Annotated in this window: 20 protein-coding genes; 13 read left to right on the plus strand and 7 right to left on the minus strand. The window is 68.6% G+C overall.

Annotated features, from left to right (window positions below; genetic code table 11):
- Positions 1 to 24 precede the first annotated feature (24 nt).
- Positions 25 to 1,077 carry an anthranilate phosphoribosyltransferase gene (gene trpD / locus ACFWGD_RS03685; protein ID WP_377777198.1) on the minus strand — a complete coding sequence of 351 codons (1,053 nt, stop codon included), beginning with the start codon at positions 1,075 to 1,077 and terminating at the stop codon, positions 25 to 27.
- A 447-nt stretch (positions 1,078 to 1,524) separates the two neighbouring features.
- Between trpD and ACFWGD_RS03690 the strand changes: the two genes are divergently transcribed.
- The 5 genes from ACFWGD_RS03690 to ACFWGD_RS03710 all read left to right on the plus strand — a co-directional run bounded on the left by ACFWGD_RS03690 (position 1,525) and on the right by ACFWGD_RS03710 (position 8,051).
- On the plus strand, positions 1,525 to 2,139 hold the full coding sequence (locus ACFWGD_RS03690) for a heme-copper oxidase subunit III (protein ID WP_377777199.1): 615 nt from the start codon (positions 1,525 to 1,527) through the stop codon (positions 2,137 to 2,139).
- 72 nt (positions 2,140 to 2,211) lie between these two features.
- Positions 2,212 to 3,105, plus strand: coding sequence for a c-type cytochrome (locus ACFWGD_RS03695; protein WP_377777200.1), 894 nt, complete (start codon positions 2,212 to 2,214; stop codon positions 3,103 to 3,105).
- Entirely contained in the window at positions 3,102 to 4,313 is a 1,212-nt protein-coding gene (locus ACFWGD_RS03700; protein WP_377777201.1) for a ubiquinol-cytochrome c reductase iron-sulfur subunit, read from the plus strand. Before ACFWGD_RS03695 ends, ACFWGD_RS03700 begins: the two co-directional genes overlap by 4 nt.
- Positions 4,310 to 5,941 (plus strand): cytochrome b N-terminal domain-containing protein, encoded by a 1,632-nt coding sequence (locus ACFWGD_RS03705; RefSeq protein WP_377777202.1) that lies wholly within the window; start codon positions 4,310 to 4,312, stop codon positions 5,939 to 5,941. The genes ACFWGD_RS03700 and ACFWGD_RS03705 overlap by 4 nt, the downstream gene beginning before the upstream one ends.
- 391 nt (positions 5,942 to 6,332) lie before the next feature.
- Entirely contained in the window at positions 6,333 to 8,051 is a 1,719-nt protein-coding gene (locus ACFWGD_RS03710) for an ABC-F family ATP-binding cassette domain-containing protein (protein ID WP_377777203.1), read from the plus strand.
- Positions 8,052 to 8,461: 410 nt separating this feature from the next.
- On the opposite strand, the gene ACFWGD_RS03715 is transcribed toward ACFWGD_RS03710, so the two are convergent.
- From ACFWGD_RS03715 to ACFWGD_RS03730, 4 genes are all read right to left on the minus strand, one after another.
- Positions 8,462 to 9,124 (minus strand): hypothetical protein, encoded by a 663-nt coding sequence (locus ACFWGD_RS03715; RefSeq protein ID WP_377777204.1) that lies wholly within the window; start codon positions 9,122 to 9,124, stop codon positions 8,462 to 8,464.
- Positions 9,121 to 9,924 (minus strand): MerR family transcriptional regulator, encoded by an 804-nt coding sequence (locus ACFWGD_RS03720; protein ID WP_377777205.1) that lies wholly within the window; start codon positions 9,922 to 9,924, stop codon positions 9,121 to 9,123. Before ACFWGD_RS03720 ends, ACFWGD_RS03715 begins: the two co-directional genes overlap by 4 nt.
- Before the next feature lie 442 nt (positions 9,925 to 10,366).
- On the minus strand, positions 10,367 to 10,813 hold the full coding sequence (locus ACFWGD_RS03725) for a cytochrome c oxidase subunit 4 (protein ID WP_377777206.1): 447 nt from the start codon (positions 10,811 to 10,813) through the stop codon (positions 10,367 to 10,369).
- Between the two features lie 30 nt (positions 10,814 to 10,843).
- Complete coding sequence (locus ACFWGD_RS03730; protein ID WP_377777207.1) at positions 10,844 to 12,004, minus strand: cytochrome c oxidase subunit II; 1,161 nt, start codon at positions 12,002 to 12,004, stop codon at positions 10,844 to 10,846.
- A gap of 407 nt (positions 12,005 to 12,411) precedes the next feature.
- Here ACFWGD_RS03730 and asnB point away from each other — a divergent pair, with 407 nt between their 5' ends.
- Positions 12,412 to 14,337 (plus strand): asparagine synthase (glutamine-hydrolyzing), encoded by a 1,926-nt coding sequence (asnB, locus tag ACFWGD_RS03735; protein WP_377777208.1) that lies wholly within the window; start codon positions 12,412 to 12,414, stop codon positions 14,335 to 14,337.
- Between the two features lie 641 nt (positions 14,338 to 14,978).
- Here the strand turns inward: asnB and ACFWGD_RS03740 are convergent.
- Entirely contained in the window at positions 14,979 to 15,320 is a 342-nt protein-coding gene (locus tag ACFWGD_RS03740; RefSeq protein ID WP_377777209.1) for a HesB/IscA family protein, read from the minus strand.
- A 265-nt stretch (positions 15,321 to 15,585) separates the two neighbouring features.
- Between ACFWGD_RS03740 and ACFWGD_RS03745 the strand changes: the two genes are divergently transcribed.
- The 4 genes from ACFWGD_RS03745 (at position 15,586) to ACFWGD_RS03760 (ending at position 19,363) form a co-directional block, all read left to right on the plus strand.
- Positions 15,586 to 16,356, plus strand: a complete 771-nt coding sequence (locus ACFWGD_RS03745; RefSeq protein WP_377777479.1) for a DUF3043 domain-containing protein — start codon at positions 15,586 to 15,588, stop codon at positions 16,354 to 16,356.
- A gap of 6 nt (positions 16,357 to 16,362) precedes the next feature.
- Entirely contained in the window at positions 16,363 to 16,962 is a 600-nt protein-coding gene (locus ACFWGD_RS03750; RefSeq protein WP_377777210.1) for a bifunctional adenosylcobinamide kinase/adenosylcobinamide-phosphate guanylyltransferase, read from the plus strand.
- Between the two features lie 101 nt (positions 16,963 to 17,063).
- Positions 17,064 to 18,203 carry a nicotinate-nucleotide--dimethylbenzimidazole phosphoribosyltransferase gene (cobT, locus tag ACFWGD_RS03755; RefSeq protein ID WP_377777211.1) on the plus strand — a complete coding sequence of 380 codons (1,140 nt, stop codon included), beginning with the start codon at positions 17,064 to 17,066 and terminating at the stop codon, positions 18,201 to 18,203.
- A gap of 89 nt (positions 18,204 to 18,292) precedes the next feature.
- Complete coding sequence (locus ACFWGD_RS03760) at positions 18,293 to 19,363, plus strand: adenosylcobinamide-GDP ribazoletransferase (protein WP_377777212.1); 1,071 nt, start codon at positions 18,293 to 18,295, stop codon at positions 19,361 to 19,363.
- A gap of 894 nt (positions 19,364 to 20,257) precedes the next feature.
- Here ACFWGD_RS03760 and ACFWGD_RS03765 read toward each other — a convergent pair.
- The gene (locus ACFWGD_RS03765) at positions 20,258 to 21,382 is read right to left on the minus strand and encodes a branched-chain amino acid aminotransferase (protein WP_377777213.1); all 1,125 of its coding nucleotides are present in this window, start codon (positions 21,380 to 21,382) and stop codon (positions 20,258 to 20,260) included.
- A gap of 159 nt (positions 21,383 to 21,541) precedes the next feature.
- Here ACFWGD_RS03765 and ACFWGD_RS03770 point away from each other — a divergent pair, with 159 nt between their 5' ends.
- From ACFWGD_RS03770 to lipB, 3 genes are all read left to right on the plus strand, one after another.
- Positions 21,542 to 23,134: a leucyl aminopeptidase gene (locus tag ACFWGD_RS03770; RefSeq protein ID WP_377777214.1), complete on the plus strand. Its 1,593-nt coding sequence runs from the start codon at positions 21,542 to 21,544 to the stop codon at positions 23,132 to 23,134.
- 220 nt (positions 23,135 to 23,354) lie between these two features.
- Positions 23,355 to 25,574 (plus strand): 2-oxoglutarate dehydrogenase, E2 component, dihydrolipoamide succinyltransferase, encoded by a 2,220-nt coding sequence (gene sucB / locus ACFWGD_RS03775; RefSeq protein ID WP_377777215.1) that lies wholly within the window; start codon positions 23,355 to 23,357, stop codon positions 25,572 to 25,574.
- 537 nt (positions 25,575 to 26,111) lie between these two features.
- Positions 26,112 to 26,903 carry a lipoyl(octanoyl) transferase LipB gene (gene lipB / locus ACFWGD_RS03780; protein WP_377777216.1) on the plus strand — a complete coding sequence of 264 codons (792 nt, stop codon included), beginning with the start codon at positions 26,112 to 26,114 and terminating at the stop codon, positions 26,901 to 26,903.
- Positions 26,904 to 26,907 lie beyond the last annotated feature (4 nt).

The raw sequence follows: 26,907 nt of genomic DNA on the forward strand, positions 1-26,907 counted from the left end.
CGGGAAGTCGGTGCCCGGAAGGGCTCAGCGCGCCGTGGCGGCGGCGACGATCTCGGCGCAGCGGCCGGAGTCGAGGGTTTCGCGGACGTCGGCGAGGGCCCGGGTCATCGCGGACTTCAAATCGCCGCCCTCCAGGCCGCGCGCCGCGACGAGGGCCGCCGCGGAGTTGAGCAGCACCGCATCCCGGATCGGGCCGCGCAGCTCGCCGTTCCACACCTTGAGGGCGACGTCGGCGTTGTAGCTCGGCTCGCCGCCGCGCAGCGAATCGGCCGGGGCGAACTCCATGCCGTAGTCGCGCGGGTCGATGACGTCCTCGGTGACCGCGCCACCGTCGACGACGAAAACGCGCGACGTGCCGGTGACCGTGATCTCGTCGAGGCCATCGGATCCCCGGACGACGAGGACGCGCTGCCCGCGGCGGGCGAACGCGCCGGCCATCGTCTCCATCTGGTCCTCGAAGGCGCAGCCGATCAGGCTGCTCGCCGGCTGGGCCGGGTTGGTCAGCGGGCCAAGGAGGTTGAACAGGGTCGGCACGCCCAGCTGCGAGCGGACCGGGCCTGCGTACCGCATGGCCGGGTGGTACGTCGCGGCGAACAGGAAGCGGAGGCTGAAGTCGGGGTGCTCCGGCGAGGACACGTGGCCGTCGGCGATGTCGATGCCCAGCGCCTCGAGCATGTCCGCGCCGCCGGACTTCGACGACGCCGCGCGGTTGCCGTGCTTGAGCACCGGCGTGCCCGACGCCGCCACGACGACCGACGACATCGTGGAGATGTTGACCGTGTGCGCCCCGTCCCCGCCCGTGCCGACGATGTCCACCGCGCCGGTGGCATTCGGCACCCCGGCATCGGCGGCGTGGGCCAGCATGCCGGTGGCCGCGGCGTCGAGCTCGGCGGCGGTGATGCCCTTGGCGAACAGCCCGAAGGCGAACGCGGCGATCTGCGCATCGACGGCCTGGCCGGTCATGATCTGGTCCATGGCGAAGCGGATGCCCTCGGCGGAGACCTCGCGGCGGGCGCCGATGGTGCCCAGCACGTCGCGCCAATCTGCCCGGCTCGGGTTAACGGTCTGCTGGGTCATGCATCGCTCCTTCTTATTCACCTTGCTTTTCGACGACCACATGCGCGGGCCGCCACCCGTTGAATATTACGGCGCACCGCGGCAGCCCGCCGCCGCCGGGTGCATGTGACGCACATCATGACGGCGCCGCGCGCCAAACCGGGCCAACCGCCCCCGCCCACCTTCCCCACCTTCTATGCTCATGTGATCATCAGCTAGCATGGCTGGAACACGATGTGAGCGGGCCCGACCGGGAATGGACCGGAGGGGATCGGGCCGCTGCCCGCACGGGGGCCGGACGAGGGGAACCGGGGGCCGTCGCAAAGCAACCGGAGAAGTTCCCGGCGACCGGAAAAATTAGTGGAACTCTCAGGAACCAGAACCAGCCACCTGGGGTTTTGCAAAAAACTTTCCCAAAACGGGGGTTGCAACGTGACTCTTCCTTAAGAACAGGCCATACTGTCTAACGTGACGAGCGCAGTTGAAAACACAGGTATGACAGCACCACGTCGTGCCGCGACACTGAACCGACCGAACATGGTCAGTGTCGGGACGATCGTGTTCCTGTCTCAGGAATTGATGTTCTTCGCCGGCCTGTTCGCGATGTACTTCGTATCGCGCGCAAATGGCCAGGGAGAATCGTGGGATTGGGGTACCGGCCACCTCAACGTCCCGTACGCACTGGTGATCACCGTGATCCTGGTGTCGTCTTCGTTCACCGCCCAGTGGGGCGTGTTCGCGGCCGAGCGGGGCGACGTGTTCGCCCTGCGCAGGTGGTATGCCCTTTCGACGCTGCTGGGCGGGATCTTCCTGATCGGCCAGGCGTACGAGTACGTGACCCTGGTCGGCCACGGGCTCACCATCCAGAACTCGATCTACGGTTCGGTCTTCTTCATCACCACCGGCTTCCACGCCGCGCACGTCCTCGCGGGCGCCGTGGCGTTCGTCGTGGTGCTGATCCGTACCTTCAAGTCGAAGTTCACCCCGGCGCAGGCGACGGCCGCCATCGTGGTCTCGTACTACTGGCACTTCGTCGACGTCGTGTGGATCGGCCTGTTCATCACCATCTACTTCATCCAGTAGGCCGTAACGGCCGACACCCCCGGTGCGGCCTACTACAGCCATCCACTTTCCACGCACAACAAAGGGAAAAAGATGGAAAACCATAACCCCGCAGCTGAGGACCGCACGTCCTCCGCGGCGGCCGGCCGCAAGGCCAAGGGCCGCCGCAAGATGCGCCGCACCGTCTCCGGTGTCATGGCGCTCGCCCTCGCCCTCACGGGCGCGGGCTTCCTGGCCAATGCCCTGACCCCCGATGCCCAGGTCGCCACCGCCCAGCAGGACGAGGCGGCTCTGATCCAGCAGGGCAAGGAGATCTACGACGTCGCGTGCATCACCTGCCACGGCGCCAACCTCCAGGGCGTCAAGGACCGCGGCAAGTCCCTCATCGGCGTCGGCGAAGGCGCCGTGTACTTCCAGGTGCACTCCGGCCGCATGCCGATGATCCGCAACGAGGCCCAGGCCTCGCGCAAGACCCCGCGCTACTCCGAGGAGCAGACCCTCGCCCTCGCCGCCTACGTTCAGTCCCACGGCGGCGGCGCCGGCATCGTCCGCGACGAGGACGGCTCCATCGCCATGGAGTCCCTCCGCGGCAAGAACGCCGGCCCGAACGGCGAGATCGATCCCCTCGACGTCGCCCGCGGTTCCGAGCTCTTCCGCCTGAACTGCGCGTCCTGCCACAACTTCACCGGCCGTGGCGGCGCGCTCTCCGGCGGCAAGTACGCCCCGGTCCTGGATCCTGCCAACGAGCAGGAGCTGTACCAGGCCATGCTCACCGGCCCGCAGAACATGCCGAAGTTCTCCGATCGCCAGCTCACCGCTGACGAGAAGAAGGACCTCATCGCCTACATCAAGAACTCGGCGGAGACCCCCGGCCCGTCCGGTTACCCGCTCGGTGGCCTCGGCCCCGTGACCGAGGGCCTGTTCATGTGGATTGCCGGCATCGTCGCCCTCGTGGCGGCCGCACTCTGGATTGGATCCCGACAGTGACCGACAACGTGAAGAAGAACTACAGCTCCGAGGAGCTGTCCAAGATGAGCAACGACGAGCTCGCCCGCCTGGGCACCGAGCTCGACGACGTGACCATCGCCTACCGCAAGGAGCGCTTCCCCATCGCCGGTGACCCGGCGGAGAAGCGCGCGGCCGCCGGCGTCATCGCCTGGCTCGTCGCCGCGGTGGTCCTGGGCCTGGCGTTCATCGCCGTGTACCTGTTCTGGCCGTGGGAGTACCGCGGCCACGGCGACGACGGCCTGTGGCTGTACACCCTGTACACCCCGATGCTGGGCATCACCATCGGTGGTTCCATCATCGCCCTGGGCGTCGGCGCGGTGAAGTACACCAAGCGCTTCGTGCCCGAGGAGATCTCGGTGCAGCGCCGCCACGACGGCGCGTCCTCCGAGACCGACCAGAAGACCATCGTCGCCCTGCTGAACGACTCCTGGGAGACGTCGACCCTCGGTCGCCGCTCCGCCATCAAGGGTCTGCTCGGCGCCGGCGCGGTCCTGGCCGGCATCGGCATGGTCCTGCCGCTCGGCGGCATGATCAAGAACCCCTGGAAGCCGAAGCACGAGGTCGACATCACCGGCGACGGCACCCTCTGGACCACGGGCTGGACCCTGGTCGAGAAGGGCGAGAAGGTCTACCTGGGCCGCGACACCGGCGCCATCGCCGAGGAGGGCAGCCACGGCTTCTCCTTCAAGGGCGTGTCCCGCCTGGTCCGCATCCGCCCGGAGGATCTCGCCGCCGGTTCCATGGAGACGGTCTTCCCCCTGCTGGCCGACGACGTCAACGACGGCGAGCTCTACTCGCCGGACGCCGAGGTCTACGAGCACCACATGCACTCGATCCACGGATCGCGCAACTCCGTGATGCTCATCCGCCTGCGCTCCAGCGACGCCGCCCGCGCGACGCTGCGCGCCGGCCAGGAGGACTTCCACTACGGCGATTACTTCGCCTACTCCAAGATCTGCACGCACATCGGTTGCCCGACCTCGCTGTACGAGGCCCAGACCAACCGAATCCTGTGCCCCTGCCACCAGTCGCAGTTCGACGCCCTGCAGTACGGCAAGCCGGTCTTCGGCCCGGCCGCCCGTGCGCTGCCCGAGCTGCCCATCGATGTCGACGAGGACGGATTCCTCTACGCCAACGGCAACTTCATTGAGCCCGTCGGCCCGGCCTTCTGGGAGCGTCAGTCATGAGCAACTCCACTAACCGCGTCGCCTTGATGGCGCGCAACATGGACGACCGCTACACCATGTCGTCCGGCATCCGCCGCCAGATCAACAAGGTCTTCCCCACGCACTGGTCCTTCATGCTGGGCGAGATCGCGCTGTACAGCTTCATCGTGCTGCTGCTCTCCGGCGTGTACCTGACCCTCTTCTTCGATCCGTCGCTGTCGAAGGTCATTTACGACGGCGCGTACGCGCCGCTCAACGGCGTGGAAATGTCCCGCGCCTACGAGACCGCCCTGCAGATCTCCTTCGAGGTCCGCGGCGGCCTGTTCATCCGCCAGATCCACCACTGGGCCGCGCTGCTGTTCGCCATCTCGATCATGGCGCACATGTTCCGCATCTTCTTCACGGGTGCGTTCCGCAAGCCGCGCGAGGCCAACTGGGTCATCGGCTGCATCCTGCTGCTGCTGTCCATCGCCGAGGGCTTCATGGGCTACTCGCTGCCGGACGACCTGCTCTCGGGCGTCGGTCTGCGAATCATGTCGGCCATCATCATCGGCCTGCCGGTCATCGGCACCTGGATGCACTGGATGATGTTCAACGGCGACTTCCCGGGCGACATCATCATCCCGCGCCTGTACATCGCCCACGTGCTCATCATCCCGGCCCTGCTGCTCGGCCTCATCGCCGCGCACCTGGCGCTGGTCTGGTACCAGAAGCACACCCAGTTCCCCGGACCGGGCCGCACCGAGAACAACGTCGTCGGCGTCCGCATCATGCCGGTCTTCGCCGTCAAGGCGATGACCTTCGGCCTGATCAACATCGGCTTCATGGCCTTCCTGGCCGGCACCTTCCAGATCAACGCGATCTGGAACCTGGGCCCGTACAACCCGGCGCAGGTTTCGGCCGGTTCGCAGCCGGACATCTACATGCTGTGGACGGACGGCGCGGCGCGAGTCATGCCGGCGTGGGAGCTCTACATCGGCTCCTACACCATCCCGGCCGTGTTCTGGGTCGCCCTGCTGCTCGGCCTGCTCGTGGTGCTGCTGTTCGCCTACCCGTTCATCGAAGCGAAGATGACCGGCGACGACGCCCACCACAACCTGCTGCAGCGCCCGCGCGACGTTCCGGTCCGCTCCGGCATCGGCGCCATGGCCCTGGTGTTCTACACCCTGCTGACCCTGTCGGGCGGCAATGACCTGATCGCCTACCACTTCCAGATCTCGCTGAACGCGATGACCTGGGTCGGCCGAATCGGTCTGATCCTGCTCCCGCCGATCGCGTACTTCGTCACGTACCGCATCTGCATCGGCCTGCAGCGTTCGGACCAGGCCGTCCTGGAGCACGGCATCGAGACCGGCGTCATCGACCAGCTGCCCTCGGGCGCCTTCATCGAGGTGCACCAGCCGCTGGGCCCGGTCGACGAGCACGGTCACCCGATCCCGCTCGAGTACCAGGGCGGTTACGTCCCGAAGACGATGAACCAGCTCGGTGCCGCCGGCTCCCCGGGCCGCGGCAGCTGGTTCTCCCCCGACCCGCGGGACATCGCCGACGAGGCGAACCGCATCGAGGCGGAGAACCACCACGAGCAGGCTCAGATGCTCCGCGACCTCGAGGCCCGCAACGCGGAAGCGCGCGGCGAGCTCGACAAGTAAGTCCCGGTAAGCCCGGGCACGGCCCACTGCGGGCCCGCCCGGCACGGCGTTTCAACTGCGCTCGACGAACCGCCCCGGCGGCGAGAAGAAATTCTCGCCGGCGGGGCGGTTCCGCATTTCCGGCTCTCTCCCCTGCGACGACACCGGGCCCCCACTCTCGGGCCACACTTCTCCGGCCGCCCTCTCCCCGCCCATTCCCGGCGACGACACCCGGGTTCGTGCCGCCAATGTCCAGCACGTGGGCGCGTAGGCTGGATACATGAACATCTGACGCCTCCGGTCGCGCCCGCCGGCGTCGCCAAGCAATCGCGTCAGCCCGACGCGCACCCGGCCCGGCCCCCGCGACCCCTCCCCTCCCCCACCCGTTTTCCGCTCTGCAGGAGGCGCCGCAATGGCCGAATCCCCGCTCCCCTTCATCGACGGCTCCGCCACCCAGCTGGTGGCCAACTCCGTCAACTACGACTACGAGGGCACGCCCGTCCTCCGCGACGTGAACATGACCGTCTCGGCCGGCGACGTGCTGGGGCTCGTCGGCGACAACGGCGCCGGCAAGTCGACGCTGCTGTGGCTGTTGTCGGGCCGCCGCAAGCCGACGTCGGGCAGCGTCAAGCACGTGGGCACGCGCGTGCTCGGCTCGCAGGAGCTGGAGGCCCCGTTCGAGTCGACGGGCCGGATGCTCGTCGACGAGGCGCTCGGCCCGGCGAAACGGCGTCTGCAGGCCCTCGAGGACGCCGCGGAGGCGATGGGCACGGCCGCGACTCCCGAAGCCGCCGACGCCGCCGAGAAGGCCTATTCCACGCTGTTCTCGGATGTCATGGCCCACGACGACTGGAACGCCGAGCATCACGCGGAGGTCGTCCTCGACTACCTCGGCTTGTCCGGCACGGGCCCCGACGGCCTCGTGCTCGACCAGCCCTCCGTGGAACTGTCGGGCGGGCAGCGGGCCCGGCTGGGGCTGGCGCTGACGCTGATCCGCAAGCCCGAGATTCTGCTTCTCGACGAACCGACCAACCACCTCGACGACCGCGGCCGCCAGTTGGTCATCGACACCATCACCGCGCATCCGGGCGTGGTCGTCGTGGCCACGCATGACCGCGACTTCCTCGACGCCGTGTGCACCGTCATCGGCGACCTCGTGCCGGGGCGCGAGGGCATCGGAATGTTCCGCGGCAACTACACCGACTACGACAAGCACCGCCGCCACGAGCGCCAGCTGTGGGAGCACCAGTGGCGCACGGAGCAGCACGAGAAGGCGCGGCTGGAGAAGACCATCGACGCCGCCAACGAATCCTCCGGGCCGGTGCGCGCCAAGCGCGACAACGAGAAGATGGGCTACGGCCACGCCGGCGGCCGCGCCGACCGCCAGGTCGCCCGCCGCATCCGCTCGGCCCGCCAGCGTCTCGACGAGCTCGAGGAGGACGGCGTGGCCAAGCCCCCGGCCCTGCTCGGTTTCGACGCCCCGCTGACCCGGCCGCTGTCCACCAAGCGCGCGCCGTCCGGCAGCGACGAGGATTTCCACGTCAAGCTCCGCGGCGTCGTCGTCCCCGACCGCATCCACGTCGGCTCGCTGACCATCCGCCCCGGCGACACCATCGTGGTCACCGGCCCGAATGGCGCGGGCAAGTCGACGCTGCTGAAGGTCATGCTCGGCCAGGTCGCGCCGGCCGCCGGCGAGATGTGCATCGGGCAGGACGCCCGCATTTCGATGTTGGCGCAGGAGCAGGATTGGGCCGATCCGTCGCAAAGCCCCAACGAGCTTTACGACGCCACCCCGTCCCCCACCGTCACCCTCGACGACCTGGGGCTGCTCACCGCCCGCGACGCCAAGCGACCCGTGGGCGACCTGTCCGTGGGGCAGCAGCGGCGCGTGGCGCTGGCACTCGTCGTCGCCGACCCGCCGGACATTCTGCTTCTCGACGAGCCCACCAACCACCTGTCCGTCGACCTCATCGAAGAGGTGCAGGACGCGATCGCCGAGGCCGAGGGCACGATCATCGTGGTCACCCACGACCGCCGCATGGTCGACCGGCTGGAGGCGCGCCACCTCGTCGTCGAGGAGGGCGAGGTCACCGAGCTGCCCCGGGGCAAGAAGCCGGTCGAGTTCGCGTAGTGCGAGGAGTGGGACGCACCCCGCAGCGCCGGTGGCCCGGTCGGGGTCGCGTAGCGCGCATCCCGTAGCGCCGAGGCACGGTCGGGGTCGCGTATCGCGCGGCGGCGGACGCGCATCCCGTAGCGCGCGCGGGGCCAGTCGGGGTCGCGTAGCGCGCGGCGCCCAAGCACTCCCGTAGCCCGCGGCGCCCACGCATCCCCGCAGATACCTACGTTCGAGCCAGATACTCACGTTCAAACGTCGGTATCTGGCCGAAACGTAGGTATCTCCGACTATCGCCGGCCAGCGCGCTCCGTCACGGGGTGTGAGGGGCGCGGGGCGCGGGGCGTGCGCCCAACATGCAGATAGACGTCCAGTGCACGGATAGAAGCGGTCCGCCACCTCTATCCGTACACTGGACGTCTTTCTGTCTAAGTGTGCGCCGCCGCCTGGTCCCGCGCGGTGCGAATTGCGGCGACTGCTTCGATCGGATCGTCGGCCCACAGCGCCACTTCGGTGATCGTCTCCATCGGCTTCTTCTTCCACGGAATCCACGTCGGGGGACGAGTCTCCACTGGAACTGCCCCAGCATGCAGGGCGACTCGGACGTTTGTCCCTTGACCGTTGGATAACGTCAATACACCACCGCCGACGGCGTGTTGTTCTGCCGCATAGTCGCGGACCACCAGAACTTCTCCGACGGCGGCGGCGTCAATGCGTGCGATGATCGTCCGCCCGTGCCTGAGTATCAGCTCTGGCCCGACTGAATGCGGATAGACCACGCGCTGACCGATGAAGCTCCAGAGGATCAAAAGCGAATAGATCGAGACCAACGCCAATACCACCCGCACCTCGGGCCAAGGCAAAAGAAGTTCGATTGCGATGAGCTCGACGATCGTCGCCACCGTCATCATTCCGGGAATCCCCCACAGCCCCTCGACTGCCGGAATCGGAATCCGCCGGGGTGGCACGACCCGTTGCCGCCGCAGAAGGCGAATCAGATCGGCCCACACCCGAATCTCATGCCGGAAGACCCACACGGCCGGATGTCGCCCCAGTAGTCGCACCAGCCGCTCCGGCAGCACGCGATTCATATTGTTCCGCCTGCATCCGAAGCGGATTCGCCCTCCGACATGGTCGCCACCAAATGCGCGAACAGCTCGGCTTGCGCTCCCGTCAGTTTCGCGTCGCCGACGGTGATAGGAACATCTCCCGGTACGAGCGTTTCGGCCACCCCCCGGAAGACACCCAGTCGGTGGCCAATCATCACCTCTTCGGACAGCCGACGAATCGCCTCGTTCTCGTCACCAAACCTTTCCACCGGTTCATGAGCGAGCGCAACCCACGCTCTGGCTGCCCGGTGGGTGAACCCGATGCTGGCGTTGTCCAACAAATTGCGTCGGATCTGTGTCCATGTACGTTCGGTGGCGACGCCGGACAGCGCCATAAGCTCAAGCGAGGCGAGTTCCTCCTCGGCATGAGCTTCCAGTTCAAAGTCAGCGTGCGCCCCCTCCTTGGCTACACCGGAGATCATCGTAGCTCGGACTCCCTCTCGAATGTCGGCCGGTAGGCCAAAGGTTCCGGTGAGCATCGATTCCAAGCGATCCCGTTGACGCATCAGTCCGGCGATTCGATCATCGAGTCGTCGCAATGCATCCGACAGGTGCTCGCGTTCAGTCGGTCCCAAACCCGAACCGATATCGCAAATGGCCTGTACAGGAACACCCGCATCCACGAGCGCCCGAATACGCAGAACTTCCGCCACATCGGAGATGCCGTAGTCGCGGTAGCCCGAGGAGTTGCGCGGGGGCTCCGGAAAAGCGCCCGCGGAATGATAATGCCGTATAGCTCGGGTAGAGCAGCCGGCAGCCCGAGCGAGATCACCAATGCGCATGACTACATCGTGCACCTTGACGCCGCGTCAAGGTCAAGTCTATTTCCATCGGACGTGCGGCCCCGTACTCCCTGCAGATACCTACGTTCGAGCTAGATACTCATGTTCAAACGTCGGTATCTGGCCGAAACGTAGGTATCTCCGACTAGCGCCGGCCGGCGCGCTCCGTCGCGGGGTGTAAGGGGCGCGGGGCGCGGTGTGTGAGGGGCACGGGGCGCGCCCCGCACGTAGATAGACGTCCAGTGCACGGATAGACGTGGTCGGCCACCTCTATCCGTGCACTGGACGTCTTTCTGGCCGCGGCCATGCGGCCATGCGCGCATGCGGAAACCCCGCCACCGGAAGGCCGGGTGGCGGGGTTCTGTCGCGTCCGCGTCAGGTGACCGGGGAGGTCACCGCCGCGGGCTGCAGGAGAGACGGTGCCCTCCGGCGGGCCGGGAAACTAGTGCTTCTCCGGCGGGGTGATGTACTGGGTGTTCAGCTTCGTGCCGGCCCAGATCAGGATGACCGCGCCGAGCACGATCAGCCAGTAGGCCATGAAGGCGATGCCGTAGCCCATCAGCAGGATCGCCATGGTCATGACGAACGGCCAGATGGAGCTGGCGGAGAAGAAGCCCAGGGTGCCGGCACCGTCCGCGACCTCGGCCTCCTCCCAGTCGGAGGGGGTGATGTCGGAGCGGACCTCGGTGAAGTGGAAGTAGACGCCCAGGAACAGGGTCAGGAGGGCCGACATCAGCAGGCCGGTCGCGCCGGCCCACTCCAGGCGGCCGTGGTTCTCGTTGATGATGTTGCCGGTGTCCTGGAGGTACATCGTGCCGAAGATGTACACGACGGTCATAACGCCCAGGAACGCGGTGAGGCCGTAAAACAGCTTTGCTGCGGACTTCATGTCTGGCTTCTTTCTGGAGTCGGCGGGCGATTAGTTGGTGGCGTTGAGGTCAACCGTGTTGGCCTCGCGGTCACCCATGTCGCGGGTGTCGAGTCGGCCGGAGTTGAACGGGCTGGTGGACACGGCGAAGGGCTCCTCGCCGATGTGCTCCAGCGCCTGGGCGTTGGTGGCCTCGGGGTTGTCGATGCGGAACTGCATGTACTCGGCGAACGCCTCGCGGGAGACGGCGCGGACCTCGAAGTTCATCATCGCGTGGTAGGTGCCGCACATCTCGGCGCAGCGGCCGACGAAGGCGTTGCTGTAGGTGTCGCGGGGGTTGTCGACCGGGCGGTTCTCGATCATCGCGGAGGAAATCTCCTCGATCTGGAAACGGCGGTTCGACTTGTTGGCCTCCGGGTGCGGGAAGGCGTCGCGCTTGAACAGGAACTCGGGGACCCAGAAGGAGTGGACGACGTCGGCGGAAGCCAGGTCGAACTCGATGGCGGTGTCGGTCGGGACGACCAGGACCGGGACCTCTTCGGTGGTGCCCAGGACCTCGACCTCGTTGAAGTGGAGGTAGGAGCGGTCCTGCTTGGACATGCCGTGGACCGGGAACTGGGCCTGGTCCGGGGCGTCCTCGCCGGCGTGCTCGTCGGTGAAGTAGGCCTCGGGGTCCTGGCGCTCGTCGCGGCCCTGGTAGTCGGCGCCGCCCATGATGTCGCCGGAGACGTTGGAGTAGCCGAACTTCCAGTTCCACTGGAACGCGGTGACGTCGACGACGACCTCCGGGTCCTTGTCCATCGCGGTGACCTTGTCCTGCGTCTGGACGGTGAAGAAGAACAGCGACATCACGATCAGGATCGGGATGATGGTCAGAACCAGCTCGAGCGGCACGTTGTAGGCGGTCTGGCGCGGGAACTCGCCCTTGCCGGCCTTCTTGGCCTTCTTGGCGGAGAAGCCGATCATGGAGAAGATGGTCAGGCCCCAGACGGCGATGCCGACGATCCAGGCCGCGACCCAGACCCAGACCCAGAAGTTGCCCATGGCCTCGGCCTCCGGGGTGACGCCCATCGGCCAGCCGAAACGCAGCAGCTTGAAGAAGCCGTTGTCCGGCACTGCGACGTCGCAGCCGGCGAGCAGGGTCGAACCGCCGGCGAGGACGCCGAGCAGGCCGAGCTTACGGGCGGCTCCGTACTCTCTACGCTGATTCACGTGTGTCTGCCTTCCTGATCCACACAATTCCTTAAGAACCCATCAGGGTTCTGTCTTTCCCAAGCAGGTTAGCCCATTCCTGTGAATTCTCCACACTGGACTGACCCCACGGGGTGTCACCGAGTATAGACGGGCTGATAAAACGCTGAGAAGGGGCATGCGGGCGGGGGTGCCGCCCTTCGGCGAGATCCCGGTCACACTCTTTCACGGGGGCGAGTCGGGGGCGGGCCGGGGGCGCGTCCGGGCCGTTTCGGGTCCGTTTTCGCTTGGCGACGGCCCACCTTCCCGCCGATTTTGCTTGACGACGGCCCGCGTCCCCGTCGTCCGGCGCGGGAATTCGCCCACGCCGGACGGGAGACTATTGTCTAACCGATCCCCCTCCCCGATGAAAGGTGTTCGCGTCAGTCATGTGCGGTCTCCTCGGAATTCTCACGGCCGGCTCCGATGCGGCGGACCTGGTGCCCGCCATCGAGCGCGCGCTGCCCTGCATGCGCCACCGCGGCCCCGATGAAGCGGGCACGTGGAACGACGCCGACGTCGTGTTCGGCTTCAACCGCCTGTCCATCATCGACCTGGCGCATTCGCACCAGCCGCTGACGTGGGGCCCCGAAGATCAGCCGGACCGCTACGCCATGACGTTCAACGGCGAGATCTACAACTACGTGGAGCTGCGCGAGGAGCTGTCCGCCGCCGGCTATTCCTTCAACACCTCCGGCGACGGCGAGCCGATCGTCGTCGGCTTCCACCACTGGGGCGCCGACGTGGTCAAGCACCTGCGCGGCATGTTCGGCATCGCCATCTGGGACACCGTGGAAAAGAAGCTGTTCCTCGCGCGCGACCAGTTCGGCATCAAGCCGCTGTACTACGCCACGACGCAGCGCGGCACCGCGTTCGCGTCGGAGAAGAAGACCATCCTCGAGATGGCCCCGGAGCTTGGCGTGGACGCCAAGGACGTCGACAAGCGAGCCCTGGTCCACTACATGGACCTGCAGTACGTGCCGGAGCCGGAGTCCCTGCACACCGGGATCCGCCGGCTCGAGTCCGGCTGCACCGCCACGATCACGCCGGGCGGCGAGGTCGAGCAGACGCGCTACTTCCACCCGAACTTCCCCATCCGCCCGGTGCCGAAGGGCGGCGAGCAGGCCGTCTTCGACAGGGTCGCCGAAGCGCTGGAGGATTCCGTCGCAAAGCACATGCGCGCCGACGTCACCGTGGGCTCCTTCCTGTCCGGCGGCATCGACTCCACCGCGATCGCGACGCTGGCCAAGCGCCACAACCCGAACCTGCTGACCTTCACCACCGGCTTCGAGCGCAAGGGCTTCTCCGAGGTCGACGTCGCCGCGGAATCGGCGGCGGCGATCGGAGTGGAGCACATCGTCAAGGTGGTGTCGCCGGAGGAGTTCGCGTCGGCGATCCCGAAGATCATCTGGTACCTCGACGACCCCGTGGCCGACCCGGCGCTCGTGCCGCTCTACTTCGTCGCCGCCGAGGCCCGCAAGCACGTCAAGGTCGTGCTGTCCGGCGAAGGCGCCGACGAGCTCTTCGGCGGCTACACCATTTACAAGGAGCCGCTGTCGCTCGCCGGCTTCGACCGCGTGCCCGGCCCGCTCAAGGCCGGCCTGGCCAAGCTCGGCGACGCCCTGCCCGACGGCATGCGCGGCAAGTCCCTGCTGCAGCGCGGCACCACCTCGCTGGAGGACCGCTACTACGGCAACGCCCGCTCCTTCAACTGGGAGCAGCTGCAGCGCGTCCTGCCGTGGGCCGAGCGCGAGTGGGACCACCGCGAGGTCACCGCCCCGATCTACGCCCGCTCCGAGGGCATGGACCCCGTCACCCGCATGCAGCACCTGGACCTGTTCACGTGGCTGCGCGGCGACATCCTGGTCAAGGCCGACAAGATCACCATGGCCAACTCGCTGGAGCTGCGCGTGCCGTTCCTCGACCGCGAGGTGTTCAAGGTCGCCGAGACGCTGCCCGTGGACATGCGCATCGCCGAGGGCACCACCAAGTACGCGCTGCGCAAGGCGATGGAGCAGATCGTGCCGGCGCACGTGCTGGGCCGCCGCAAGCTGGGCTTCCCGGTGCCGATCCGCCACTGGCTCGCAGGCGATGAGCTGCGCGGCTGGGCCGAGGACGTCATCCGCGAGTCGCAGACCGACGCGCTGATCGACAAGGCGCAGGTGCTGCAGATGCTCAACGAACACCACCCGACCGAGCGCGACCACTCCCGCCGCCTGTGGACCATCCTGGCGTTCATGGTGTGGCACGGCATCTTCATCGAGGGCCGCATCAAGCCCGACATCGAGGAGCGCGACTACCCCGTCCAGCTGTAGGCCCGAGCCTGTAGGCCCGCAGCGTCGTCCGCGGCGCCCCGGCCCCACGAGATCGCGATTCCGGTGAGGAATCGCGATTTCGTCGTTTGCGGGCCCGTTGCTTGACGACGCCTGCCCGCACCCCGCGCCCGCGCCTATGCCCGTGCCCGCACCCCGACTACCCGTGCCCATGCCCGACCGCCCGTGCCCGCATCTCGCCTGCCCGTGCCAAGGAGATACCAACGCAGCGTCGATAACTACGTTTGCGCAGGTCGCCGAAATCGGTGGCGTCCTCTCGGCACGAGCGGCCCGAGAGCCGGCGCGATCCGCACCGTCGAAGCCCACGAGTGTGCGGTACGGGCCCTCAGGCGCACACTCGTCAGATGTGAAGCCCCGCCGAAGCCCACGAGTGTGCGGTACGGGCCCCCAGGCGCACACTCGTCACATGTGCAGCCCACGTTCCGCCCACGAGTGTGCGGTACAGGCCTTCACACGCACACTCGTCAGATGTGCAGCCCAGCATGCGCCGCCCCGAAAACGCGAAAGCCCGTCGCCGACCACGTGGGTCGGGGCGGGCATCAGTGCGATCGCGGCGCGGGCGCCTCGAAACCGGGCGCTTCGAAATCCCGGGTCTCTGCGGCCCGGGCGCCGGGGTCAGCCGATCAGTTGAACGAGTCGCCGCAGGCGCAGGAGCCGGTGGCGTTCGGGTTGTCGATGGTGAAGCCCTGCTGCTCGATGGTGTCGGCGAAGTCGATCTTCGCGCCCATCAGGTAGGGCACCGACTGGCGGTCGACGACCAGGCGCACGCCGCCGAACTCCTCGGAAACGTCGCCGTCGAGGTTCCGGTCGTCGAAGTACAGCTGGTAGCGCAGGCCCGCGCAGCCGCCCGGGGCGACGGAGATGCGCAGCGACAGGTTGTTGGCGCCTTCCTGATCGAGGAGGGCCTTGGCCTTGGCGGCGGCGGTGTCGGTGAGGGTCACGCCGGTGGTCTGTGCGGTGGTCATAGCGTGGTGCTCCTTGGTTTGCGGTGCTCGGTTACTTCGGGGAACGCACGCGCGGGCCGGGTTATTCCCCATGCCGCGTGCGTTTTTCTGCGTATCTCCGCATTCATCCGCGGCTTCCCGCGTGGTGCGCGTTCCGGTATGGCCGAAGGATACCTTCAGCACCCTAGCGTCGCGGGCCAACCCCCGGCAACGCCTCGGCACTCCGCTGGTCCGGCGCGCCACTTTGGGCCGTCGCCGCAGGCCCGATAGGGTGTTGGCCGTGAAGATGCCCTGGAAGAAGACCGAGCCCACCTCCGACGCCGCGAGTGCCGACGCCACCACCGCGTCCGGCTCCTCCGCCGCGACCACCGCGAGCGCCTCCTCCGGCGCCGGCGGCTCGCGCGGCCACCTGCCCACCGCGGAGGAGGCCGCCCGCGCGTCGTCGAACAAGGGCAGCGCGTATACGCCGAAGAAGGGCCGCCCGACTCCGAAGCGCAACGAGATCGAGCGCGCCCACGGCACCCGCCGCGGCCCGGTGACGCCGCCGAAGACCCGCAAGGAGGCCCGCGAGCAGCGCCGCGAGCAGAAGGCCACCATGTCGAAGGAGGAGCTGAAGGCGCAGAAGGCCCGCGAGCGCGCGGAGCGCCGGGAGCAGCGCCGCATCGCCGATGAGCGCATGGCCGCCGGCGACCCGAAGTACATGTTGGCGCGCGATCAGGGCCCGGAGCGTGCGCTGGTGCGCGATTGGGTGGATTCGCGGCGCTTCTTCGCCAACATTTTCCTGCCGTTCGCGCTGATTCTGCTGCTGTTCATGTTCGTGGGCCAGGCGTTGCCGCAGGTCGCGAACATTGCGTCGATCATTTCGATGATCATGATCGTCGGTCTGGTGATCGAGGCCATCCTGATCGGCAAGCGCGCCAACAAGCTGGTCCGCGAGCGTTTCCCCGACTCGGACGCCACCGGTGCGGGCCTGGGCTTCTACGCCTACTCCCGCGCCTCGCAGCCGCGCCGCCTGCGCACGCCGCGCCCGCAGAAGAACATCGGCGACGAGGTCTAGGCTTTCGTGCGCACGCTGGTGCTGGGCGGGGCCCGTTCCGGCAAGTCGGGGTGGGCGGAGTCGCTTTACGACGCCCACGCCCACCCCTGCGCCGACTACATCGCCACGGCGCGGCCGTGGCCTGGCGCGGATGATTTCGACCCCGACTTCGCCGCCCGCATCGACGGCCACCGGCGGCGTCGCCCTGCACATTGGCGCACGGTCGACGACGTCGACGCGGTGGAGGCATTGCGTCGGCCGACCGCGGATTTCGTCCTCCTCGACGACGTGGGCACGTGGTTGACCGGCGTGTTGGACCGCGAACAACTGTGGGACTCTCCCCGCGGATCCGTCGCCCCGTGGGCCAACGACCTGGTCTCGGCCGTCCGCGATTGGGCCCCGGGCGAGAATCGGGGCGGAGGGGTGCGCGGAGGCGTCGTCAAGCAAGAAGCCGGGCCGGGCCCCCAGCTGGTCGTGGTGACCCCGGAAGTGGGGATGGGCGTGATTCCCGAGCACAGGTCCGGGCGGCTGTTCCGCGACGAGATCGGCCTGCTCAACGGGCGTTTGGCGGAGGTGTGCGACCAGGTCGTGCTGGTCATCGCGGGTGTGCCGCTGCGGCTGAAGTAGGGGCGGGGGCTGGTGCGGGGCCAGCGTGTGGGCCGGCGCCGGGGACCCGGGCGCGGTCGCTCGCCGGACCGGCATCCGGCGGCTGGGATAATCTTTTCGGCATGACCAACAATCGCTTCGGTACCGTCGTCGCCCCCGATGAGCATGTCGAGCAGCTCGCCCGCGAACGCCAGCTGCAGCTGACCAAGCCCGCGGGGGCGCTCGGTCGTCTCGAGGAGCTCGGCGTGTGGGTTTCCGCATGTCAGGGCCAGTGCCCGCCGAAGCCGTTGGAGGATTGCCGGGTCATCGTCTTCGCAGGCGACCACGGGGTGTCGGCCGGCGGCGTGTCGGCGTACCCGACCGAGGTGTCCATTCAGATGCACGCCAACATCAACGCCGGTGGCGCGGGGGTCAACGCGATCGCGGGGGTGTCCGGGGCTTCGGTGACGTCGGTGGACGTGTCGCTGGACCATGAGGGCGAGGGGCCGTTCCGCGTCCGCCGTTCCTGCGGGTCCATCGACGTCGAGGACGCGATGTCCCAGGAGGAGTGCGATCACGCGATCGAGGTGGGCACGAAGCTTGCCGACGATGCCATCGACGAGGGGGCGGACCTCCTCATCGCCGGTGACCTGGGCATCGGCAACACCACCCCGGCGGCGGTGCTCATCGGCGCGGTGACCGGGTCGGAGCCGGTGACCGTCGTCGGCCGCGGCACCGGCATCGACGATGAGGGATGGAAGCGCAAGACGGCGGCCGTGCGCGACGCGATGTTCCGCGTCCGGCGGCTGCGCAACGATCCGGTGGAGGTGCTGCGGCGGGCGTCGTCGCCCGACATCACGGCGATGGCGGCGTTTTTGGCGCAGGCGGCCGTGCGGCGCACGCCGGTGATCCTCGACGGCGTGGTGGCCACGGCGGCGGCGCTGCTGGCCGACCAGCTGGCGCCGGGCGCGCGGGCCTGGTGGGTCGCCGGGCACCGCAGCGCCGAGCCCGCCCACTCGATTGCCCTGCGCCACCTGGGCCTGGAGCCGCTGCTGGAATATGGCATGCGCCTCGGCGAGGGGTCGGGGGCGGTGGCGGCGCTGCCGATTCTGAAGCAGTCGGTGGCCGTACTGTCCGAGATGGCCACGTTCGGCGATGCCGGTGTGTCCGACAAGGATGGCGCGGTGCCCGCCGCGACCGCCGCCGATATCCCGGAGCCGCCGGCCGAGGATGAACGCCCCGGCCATCGCGAGGGCGGCGAGCAGCCCTCCCAGCGGGACTGATCGGCTCGGTGTCGGGAAAGGCCGGGCCGTCCGAGGGCGCGCCACTGGACGGTGACCGCGCGGCCCACGGCAATGCGGTTGTGGAGGGCGTGACCACGGCGATCTCGTGGTTGACCGTCGTGCCGATGCGCGGCGCGAAGACGTTCGACCGCATCACCGGCCGCCGCGCGATGGCGGCGGCGCCGATCGCGGGGCTGATTCCGGGCGCGGTCGCCGTGCTCGTGACCATCTGCGTCAGCGGTGCCGCGTGGTTGCTGGCCGCGTCAGCGCATCAAACCGGAGGTGCCCGAGCCTGGTTCGGAGGGCTGTCCGGCACGGGCGCCCCGGACTCTGCGGCCTTCGGCTCTGCCTCCGGCTCCGGCGCAGACCCCGTCGGCGTAAATCCCGCCGGCGCAGATTCGGCGGCAGTCGGCCTCGCTGGAGTCGTGGCGGGCGTTGGCCCAGCCGCGGACCCCGCCGGCGCGGTGGGCCTGGGCGGGAGCTGGGAAGCCGCCGCCGTCGCCGCCGCAACCTCTCCCCTGCTCGCCGCGGTGATCGGCGTGCTCATCGTGTGCGCGGCCGAGCTGGTCACCCGCGCGATGCACGTCGATGGACTCGCCGATGTCGCCGACGCCCTCGGTTCCTACCGCGATCCCGAGGGTGCCCGGGAGATTCTGCGCGCCCCGGACACCGGACCGATGGGCGCGGCCGCGGTGTCGCTGACTTTGCTGGCCCAGGCTGCGGCGATGGCGATGCTGGCCCATGGAGCTGCCACGGCCATGTTCCCCGCTCCGTGGATCCTCGGCGCGGAATTCGATGGGGTCCGTGTCACAGCATCTCTCCTGGTGCTTGCGCTGCCCTTCATCATCGGGCGCGCCGCGGCGACCACGGCCTGCCACCACTCACTGCCGCCGATGGCGCCGACTGGATTCGGCGGGCTCGTTGCGGCGACGCAGCCGACCTGGGCGCTCGTTGCCTGGTGGGTGCCGTTGACCGCCGTCGCTGGCATCGCCGCCGGAGTCGCGGGCGCACTGGCCTGCCTGGCGGCGCTGGTGTTCGCTCTGGGATTCGGGCGGTTGCTGGTCAGGAGGCTCGGCGGCATCAACGGCGACGCCCTCGGTGCGATCATCCAGCTGGCCACGCTCATCGCGGCCATCGCCCTGGCTCTCGCGATCGGCTGAGCCCCGGCGCCGGCCACCGCCCTCCCCGGTCACGTATCACCCGATCCTGACCTCCTCCCTCCCGTGACCTGGACTTTCACGGCCCGGTGGGGGTGCGCCACCACCCCTTTTGGCCCCAAATTGGACATTGGCGAAAATTGCCCATTGACGAACGCGGAATGGCGGGCCTAGACTGAGGGCACACCGCCGGAGAGGCGGAGTAGGAGGCTCGTTTCGGGGCTCGCCCAATTAAATTACGCGCCGTCCGTTTGCCGGGGCGCCACTCACGAGCACACCTTCGACCTCCGGGTTTTACGGAATGCGCCTTGCGGAATGACTGCCGCGAGGCGCATTTTCGTTTGTCCGATTGCCCATTCACGGACCCAATCGCGCGCCCATTCACTTACCCATTCTCATTCCCATTCGCGATTCACGGGTGAATTCCATTCCCCCAATCGGCACCAGGCATCCTTCCCTTGATCCACCTCCGGTGTTCGATTTCCCCGTCGCAGCTCTGGCCGATCGTCGTCGGGGGTGCTCGGCAGGAGCGGGCCGGAGGGCGAGGACGTGGCGTCGTAAAGCAACCGCGGAGCCCACGACGACAGATACCTACGTTTCGGCCAGATACCCATGTTCAAACGTGAGTTTCTGGCCGAAACGTAGGTATCTGGCCGGGTCGGACGGCTCCGGCCCACTGCGGGGTGGCCCAGAGGTCGGAGAATCAGGGAATCGGGGCGACCGCGCCCACGGAAAGACGCCGAGTGGCCAGTTAGATGCGGTACACCACATCTAACTGGCCACTCGGCGTCTTTTTGAAGGAAAAGCGCGGGAGGCTGAGGGAAAGGGCGGGACCGAGCAGGGCGAGAAAGCCGGCCGCGCGCTCCCCCCGCCGGCCCCGCGCCCCTACTCCCCCGCCTACGCCTGGGGCGCCTCGACGAGGGTGTGCAGCCAGCCGTGCTCGTCGGGGACGTCGCCGCGCTGGATGCCGGTGAGGCGCTCGCGGAGCTTCATGGTCCACTCGCCGGTCTCGCCGCCGTTGATGGTGAACGACCCGTCGCGGGAGTCGACCTCGCCGACCGGGGTGATCACGGCCGCGGTGCCGCAGGCGAAGGTCTCGGACATCTTCCCGCTGGTGGCGTCGCTTTCCCAGTCGGCGGTGGACACGCGGCGCTCTTCGACGTCCATGCCCATGTCGGCGGCGACGGTGAGCAGGGAGTCGCGGGTGATGCCGGGCAGCAGGGAGCCGGACAGCGCCGGGGTGACCAGCTTGACGCCGGCCTCGGCCTCGTTGTCGGGGTAGAGGAAGGCGAGGTTCATGCCGCCCATTTCCTCGATCCAGGTGCGCTCGAGGGCGTCGAGCCAGACGACCTGGTCGCAGCCCTTTTCCTCGGCCTGCGCCTGCGCGGCCAGCGACGCGGCGTAGTTGCCGGCGAATTTGGCGTCGCCGGTGCCGCCGGGGCAGGCGCGGACGTATTCGTGGGACAGCCAGACCTTGACGGGGTTGATGCCGCCGGTGAAGTACGCGCCGGCGGGCGAGGCGATGAGCAGGAAGGAGTAGGACGTCGACGGGTGCACGCCGAGGGTCTGCTCGGTGGCGATGAGCATGGGCCGCAGGTAGAGCGATTCTTCGCCGCCGGCGGCGGGGACCCAGGCCTGGTCGATGTCGACGAGCAGGCGCACGGCTTCGAGGAAGAGTTCCTCGGGGAGTTCGGGCATGGCGATGCGCGCGGCGGAGCGCTGGAATCGCCGGGCGTTCTGCTCGGGGCGGAAGGTGACGATCGATCCGTCGGCGTGCCGGTAGGCCTTGAGCCCCTCGAAGATGGCCTGGCCGTAGTGCAGCACGGACGACGCGGGGTCCATGGTCAGCGGGCCGTACGCTTCGACGCGCGGGGAGTGCCAGCCACGGTCGGCGTCCCAGTCGATGCGGACCATGTGGTCGGTGAAGTGCTGGCCGAATCCGGGCTTGGCCAGGATGCGGGTGCGCTCCTCGTCGGAGCGGGGGTCCTCGTTGCGGACGATGTCGAAAGTCGTGGCAGCCATGGCGTACATCGTAGACCGGTGGTGGCGGTGTGGTGGCCAAGGCCCGGCGCGGGGTCCGGGTGCGGCGGTACGGTGGTGGCGATTCACCGGGGCAGGGCTTTTGCTTGACGACGCCCACCGCCGCCCCGATCCGCCGCACCCGATTGAAGGAGCGTTCGCATGACCGATTCCCGCACCACCGATTTCGCCACCCCCAATTCGACCGTGTTGGAGGAGTTCCTCCCGGCGACGGGCACGCGCGTCGCCATTGCCGCGGGCGACGCGGGCGACATCGCCGATCTCGGCGCCGATTGCCTGCTCGTCGCGCTTCTCGATGGCGATGACCTCGAGCTCGTCGCTTCGTCGGTGCTCGGTGAGAAGGCGTCGGAGGTGCTGGCGCAGCTGGAGTTGGTCGGGGCGTCGGCGAAGCTGGAGAAGGTCACCCGCATTCCCGCGCCGGAGGGGCTGGGCGTCGCGACGATCGCGGCGGTCGGCCTGGGCGATTCCGACCCGGATGCCGAGACCATCCGCCGCGCCTCCGGTGCCGCTGCCCGCGCGCTGGGGTCGGTCGATCACGTGGTCAGCGCCCTGGGCGAGCTCGACGCCGCGGCTGCGGCCGAGGGGTTCGGCATGGGCGCCTACTCCTACGGCGGGCTGAAGTCGACGGGCGGGGACGCCGGGTCGTCGGAAAGCACGGCCCGCACCCTGACGGTGCTCGGCGCGGATGATGCGCAGGTCGAGCGCGCGGCGGCGATCGTCGACGCGGTGGCGACGGCGCGCGACTTCGTCAATACGGCGTCGTCGCACCTGTACCCGGAGGTGTTCGCCAACGCGGCGGCGAAGCTCGGCGAGTCCGCCGGCCTCGACGTCGAGGTGCTCGACGACGAGGCGCTGGCCGCGGGCGGCTTCGGCGGCCTCACCGCCGTCGGCCGCGGTTCCGAGCGCGGCCCGCGCCTGGTGCGCATGACGTGGAAGGGCGCTCAGGGCTCTCAGAGCGCCGACGCCGCCGCCAAGAACTCCGGAGACCAGCACTCCGGCGCCGCCAAGGTCGCGCTGGTGGGCAAGGGCGTCACCTTCGACACCGGCGGAATTTCGCTGAAGCCGGGCGCGAACATGGAGAACATGATCTCCGACATGGGCGGCGCGGCGGCGGTCATCGCCACCGTGGTGCTCGCCGGCCGGCTGGGCCTCGACGTGCCGGTCACCGCGACCATCCCGATGGCGGAGAACATGCCCGGCGGCCGCGCCTACCGCCCCGGCGACGTGATCACGCAGTACGGCGGCAAGACCATCGAGATCCTCAACACCGACGCCGAGGGCCGCCTCATTCTCGCCGACGCCCTGGTCCGCGCCTGCGAGGACGGGCCGACCCACGTCATCGACACCGCCACGCTCACCGGCGCGCAGCTCGTCGCGCTCGGCGGCCGCACCCCGGGCGTGCTCGGCACCGACGAATTCCGCGACCGCGTCGCCGAGCTGTCCCGCGAGGCCGGCGAGGGCGGCTGGGCCATGCCGATCCCCGAGGAGCTCGCCGAGGGCCTCAAGTCCCCCGTCGCCGACCTGCGCAACGTGTCCAACTCCCGCGAGGGCGGCATGAGCGTCGCCGCCGCGTACCTGCGCGAGTTCGTCGCCGACGACGCCGAGTGGGTGCACATCGACGTCGCCGGCCCGGCGTTCAACACCCACGCGCCGTGGGGCTACACCCCCAAGCGCGCCACCGGCGTCCCGGTGCGCACCATGCTCGCGGCTCTGGAGGACCTCGCCGGAAAGTAGTTTTCGGCCGGGGATGGGGCGGGTGGCCGTCGCAAAGCACGTGCGCTTGACGACGATGAAGCCCCGCCCACCCCCTGCCCGGGCTCACCCCGTTCGCCCCCGAACACGCCCGACGCGCCACCACCCGGCGCGTCGGGCGTACCGCGTAAGCGGGAGCGTGTGCGAACCGGTACCCTAGTTGTGATCACCAACTATTGAGCGATTGTCGAGGAGAGCACACATGGCGACCTCTGTTGAGATGCCCGAACTGGGCGAATCCGTCACCGAGGGCACGATTACCACCTGGCTGAAGAAGGTCGGCGACACCGTCGAGGTCGACGAGCCCTTGCTGGAGGTTTCCACCGACAAGGTGGACACGGAGATCCCGTCGCCGGTCGCCGGCGTGCTGCTCGAGATCCTCGCGGACGAGGACGACACGGTCGACGTGGGCGAGGTCATCGCCAAGATCGGCGACGAGGACGAGGCCGGCGATTCCGGCTCGGACGATGCCGACGACGCCGACGCCGAGGAAGAGGCCGAAGAGGTCGAGGCGGAGGAGACCGAGGAGGCCGAGGAGGCGTCCGAGGAGAAGGACGAGAAGCCGAAGAAGAAGTCCGGCGGATCCGGCGGCGGCAAGGCCACCGACGTGGAGATGCCGGAGCTCGGCGAGTCCGTCACCGAGGGCACCATCACCACCTGGCTGAAGGAAGTCGGCGACACCGTCGAGGTCGACGAGCCGCTGCTCGAGGTCTCCACCGACAAGGTCGACACCGAGATCCCGTCGCCCGTGGCCGGCACCCTGGTCGAGGTCCTCGCCGAGGTCGACGACACCGTCGACGTGGGCGCGGTCATCGCGCGCATCGGCGACGCCGACGCCGCGGGCTCCGATGATGCCGAGGACGACGAGGACGAGGACGTCCCGTCGGAGGAGGCCATCGAGGAGTCGGAGTCCAAGGACGACAACGACACCGTCGACGAGGCCGAAGGCGACGACGAGGGCGACGCCGACTCCGAGGACGAGGCGAAGGACGAGAAGCCGAAGAAGTCCGGCGGATCCGGCGGAGGCAAGGCGTCCGACGTCGAGATGCCGGAGCTCGGCGAATCCGTCACCGAGGGCACCATCACCCAGTGGCTCAAGGAGGTCGGCGACACCGTCGAGGTCGACGAGCCGCTGCTGGAGGTCTCCACCGACAAGGTCGACACCGAGATCCCGTCGCCGGTCGCCGGCACCCTGATCGAGGTCCTGTTCGACGTCGACGACACCGTCGACGTGGGCGCCGTCATCGCGCGCGTCGGTGACGCCGACGCCGCCGAGGGCGACACCGAGGTCGAGGCCGCCGAGGCGGAGGCCGAAAAGAAGGCCGAGCCGAAGAAGGACGACGAGCCCAAGAAGCCGGAGCCCAAGAAGGAAGAGAAGGCCGAGAAGAAGGCCGAGCCGAAGAAGCAGGACAAGGAGGAGAAGGCGGAGAAGGCCGCGCCCAAGCAGGACGCGCCGAAGAAGGAGGAGTCCAAGAAGGACACCTCCGGCAACGCCGACGTCCCGTACGTCACTCCCCTGGTCCGCAAGCTCGCCGACAAGCACGGCGTCGACCTGACGAAGGTCGAGGGCTCGGGCATCGGCGGCCGCATCCGCAAGCAGGACGTGCTCAAGGCCGCCGAGGGCGGCACCGAGGCGTCCAAGGGCGATGAGCCGGCTTCGTCGAACTGGTCCACCAAGGGCGTCCGCCCCGAGATGGCGGACCTGCGCGGCACCACCCAGCGCGTCAACCGCATCCGCGAGATCACCGCGGCGAAGACCCTCGAGTCCCTGCAGACCTCCGCGCAGCTCACCCAGCTGCACGAGGCCGACATGACCGAGGTCTGGGACCTGCGCGCTGCGAACAAGGCCGCGTTCGAGGAGAAGCACGGCGTGAAGCTCACGTTCCTGCCGTTCTTCGCCAAGGCCATGGTCGAGGCGCTGGTCTCGCACCCGAACGTGAACGCGTCGTGGGACGAGGGCAAGAAGGAGATCACGTACCACGAGAAGGTGAACCTCGGCATCGCCGTGGACACCGAGCGTGGCCTGCTCTCCCCGGTCATCCACGATGCCCAGGACATGTCCCTGCCGGAGCTCGCCGCCGCGATCGCCGACATCGCCGACCGCGCGCGCAACAACAAGCTCAAGCCGAATGATCTGTCCGGCGGCACGTTCACCATCACCAACATCGGTTCCGAGGGTGCGCTGTCCGATACCCCGATCCTCGTCCCGCCGCAGGGCGCGATGGTCGGCACGGGCATGATCAAGAAGCGCCCCGTCGTGGTGACGGAGAACGGCAGCGACGCCATCGGCATCCGCGCGATGGCCTACCTGCCCATGACCTACGATCACCGCCTCATCGACGGCGCCGACGCCGGTCGCTTCATGACCACCGTCGTCGACCGCCTGCAGGTCGCCAACTTCGAGTCCGACCTGGAGCTCTAGTCCGCTAGATCGGCCGCTCCGGCCGACCGTTGCCCGGTCACCTTCCCGAAACGGAGGGTGGCCGGGTTTCGGCGTTTCGGGTCGCCGAAGGTGTCCCGGCCGCCTTTCCCAGAGGGAGGGTGGCCGGGTTTCGGCGTTTCCGAGCACTCGACCGTGACCCGGCCGCCGACGAGCCCAGCACCGCACCACCACCGCGCAGATACCTACGTTCCGGCCAGATACTCACGTTTGAACATGGGTATCTGGCCGGAACGTAGGTATCTGGCCGGGTCATGGGCGCCGGGTCGGCAATCGGGGTGGCCACCGAGGCTTCCAAGGACCGCATTCCGGTGTTTCCCTGCCCGGGTCTCCCTCGACTTCGCCAGAAAGACGTCCAGTGGACAGAAAGACGTGGTCATCCACCTCTTTCTGTCCACTGGACGTCTATTTGCGCCGCAAGGAGAAATTTGGCGCGTGGTGAAGGCGGCGCACTCGGGATGCGGGCGGTTGAGGTGGGCGCGGGCCGTCGTAAAGCGGGGCGGGGCTAGACTGCTTCGCATGACGAACACGGTCAGCACGCAGGACTCCCAGCACGCCACCGACGCCGCCGCCACCGACGCCGCCACCACCGCCACCCCGGCCCCGGCGACGCACCCCACCGACTCGATCCGCGCGGCCGACGCCCCGCTCGAGATCATCGACCTGGGCACGGTCGATTACGTGGACACGTGGCACAAGCAGGCCGAGGCCGCCGCCGCCCGCGCGGCCGGCACCATCGGCGACCAGCTGTGGGCGCTGGAGCACCCGAGCACGTACACCGCCGGCAAGCGCACGCAGCCGGAGGACCGCCCGGACAATGGCCTGCCGGTCGTCGACGTCGATCGCGGGGGCCGCATCACGTGGCATGGGCCGGGGCAGCTGGTGTGCTATCCGATCGTGAAGCTGGCCGAGCCGATGGACGTCGTGGATTACGTGCGCCGCATCGAGGAGGCGGTCATCCACGTCGTGCGGGGCATGGGGCTTGACGACGCCGGCCGCGTCGAGGGCCGCTCCGGCGTGTGGCTGCCGGCGGGGGTCGTCGGCGGGCAGTTGAAGCCGTCGCGGAAGGTGGCGGCGATCGGCATCCGCGTCACGCACGGGGTGACCATGCACGGGGTGGCGCTCAATTGCGACAATACGCTGGACTACTACGGGCATATCGTGCCGTGCGGCATCGCGGACGCCGGGGTGACCACGCTCAGCGAGGAGCTCGGCCGCGACGTCACCGTCGCCGACCTGCGGGAACCTTTGACTTCGGCTATCGCCGCCGCTCTGGACGGCGACCTTCGCGTGGAAAAGCACGATCTGTAGGGTG

Source organism: Corynebacterium sp. NPDC060344 (genome assembly GCF_042725215.1).
Taxonomy (GTDB): Bacteria; Actinomycetota; Actinomycetes; order Mycobacteriales; family Mycobacteriaceae; genus Corynebacterium.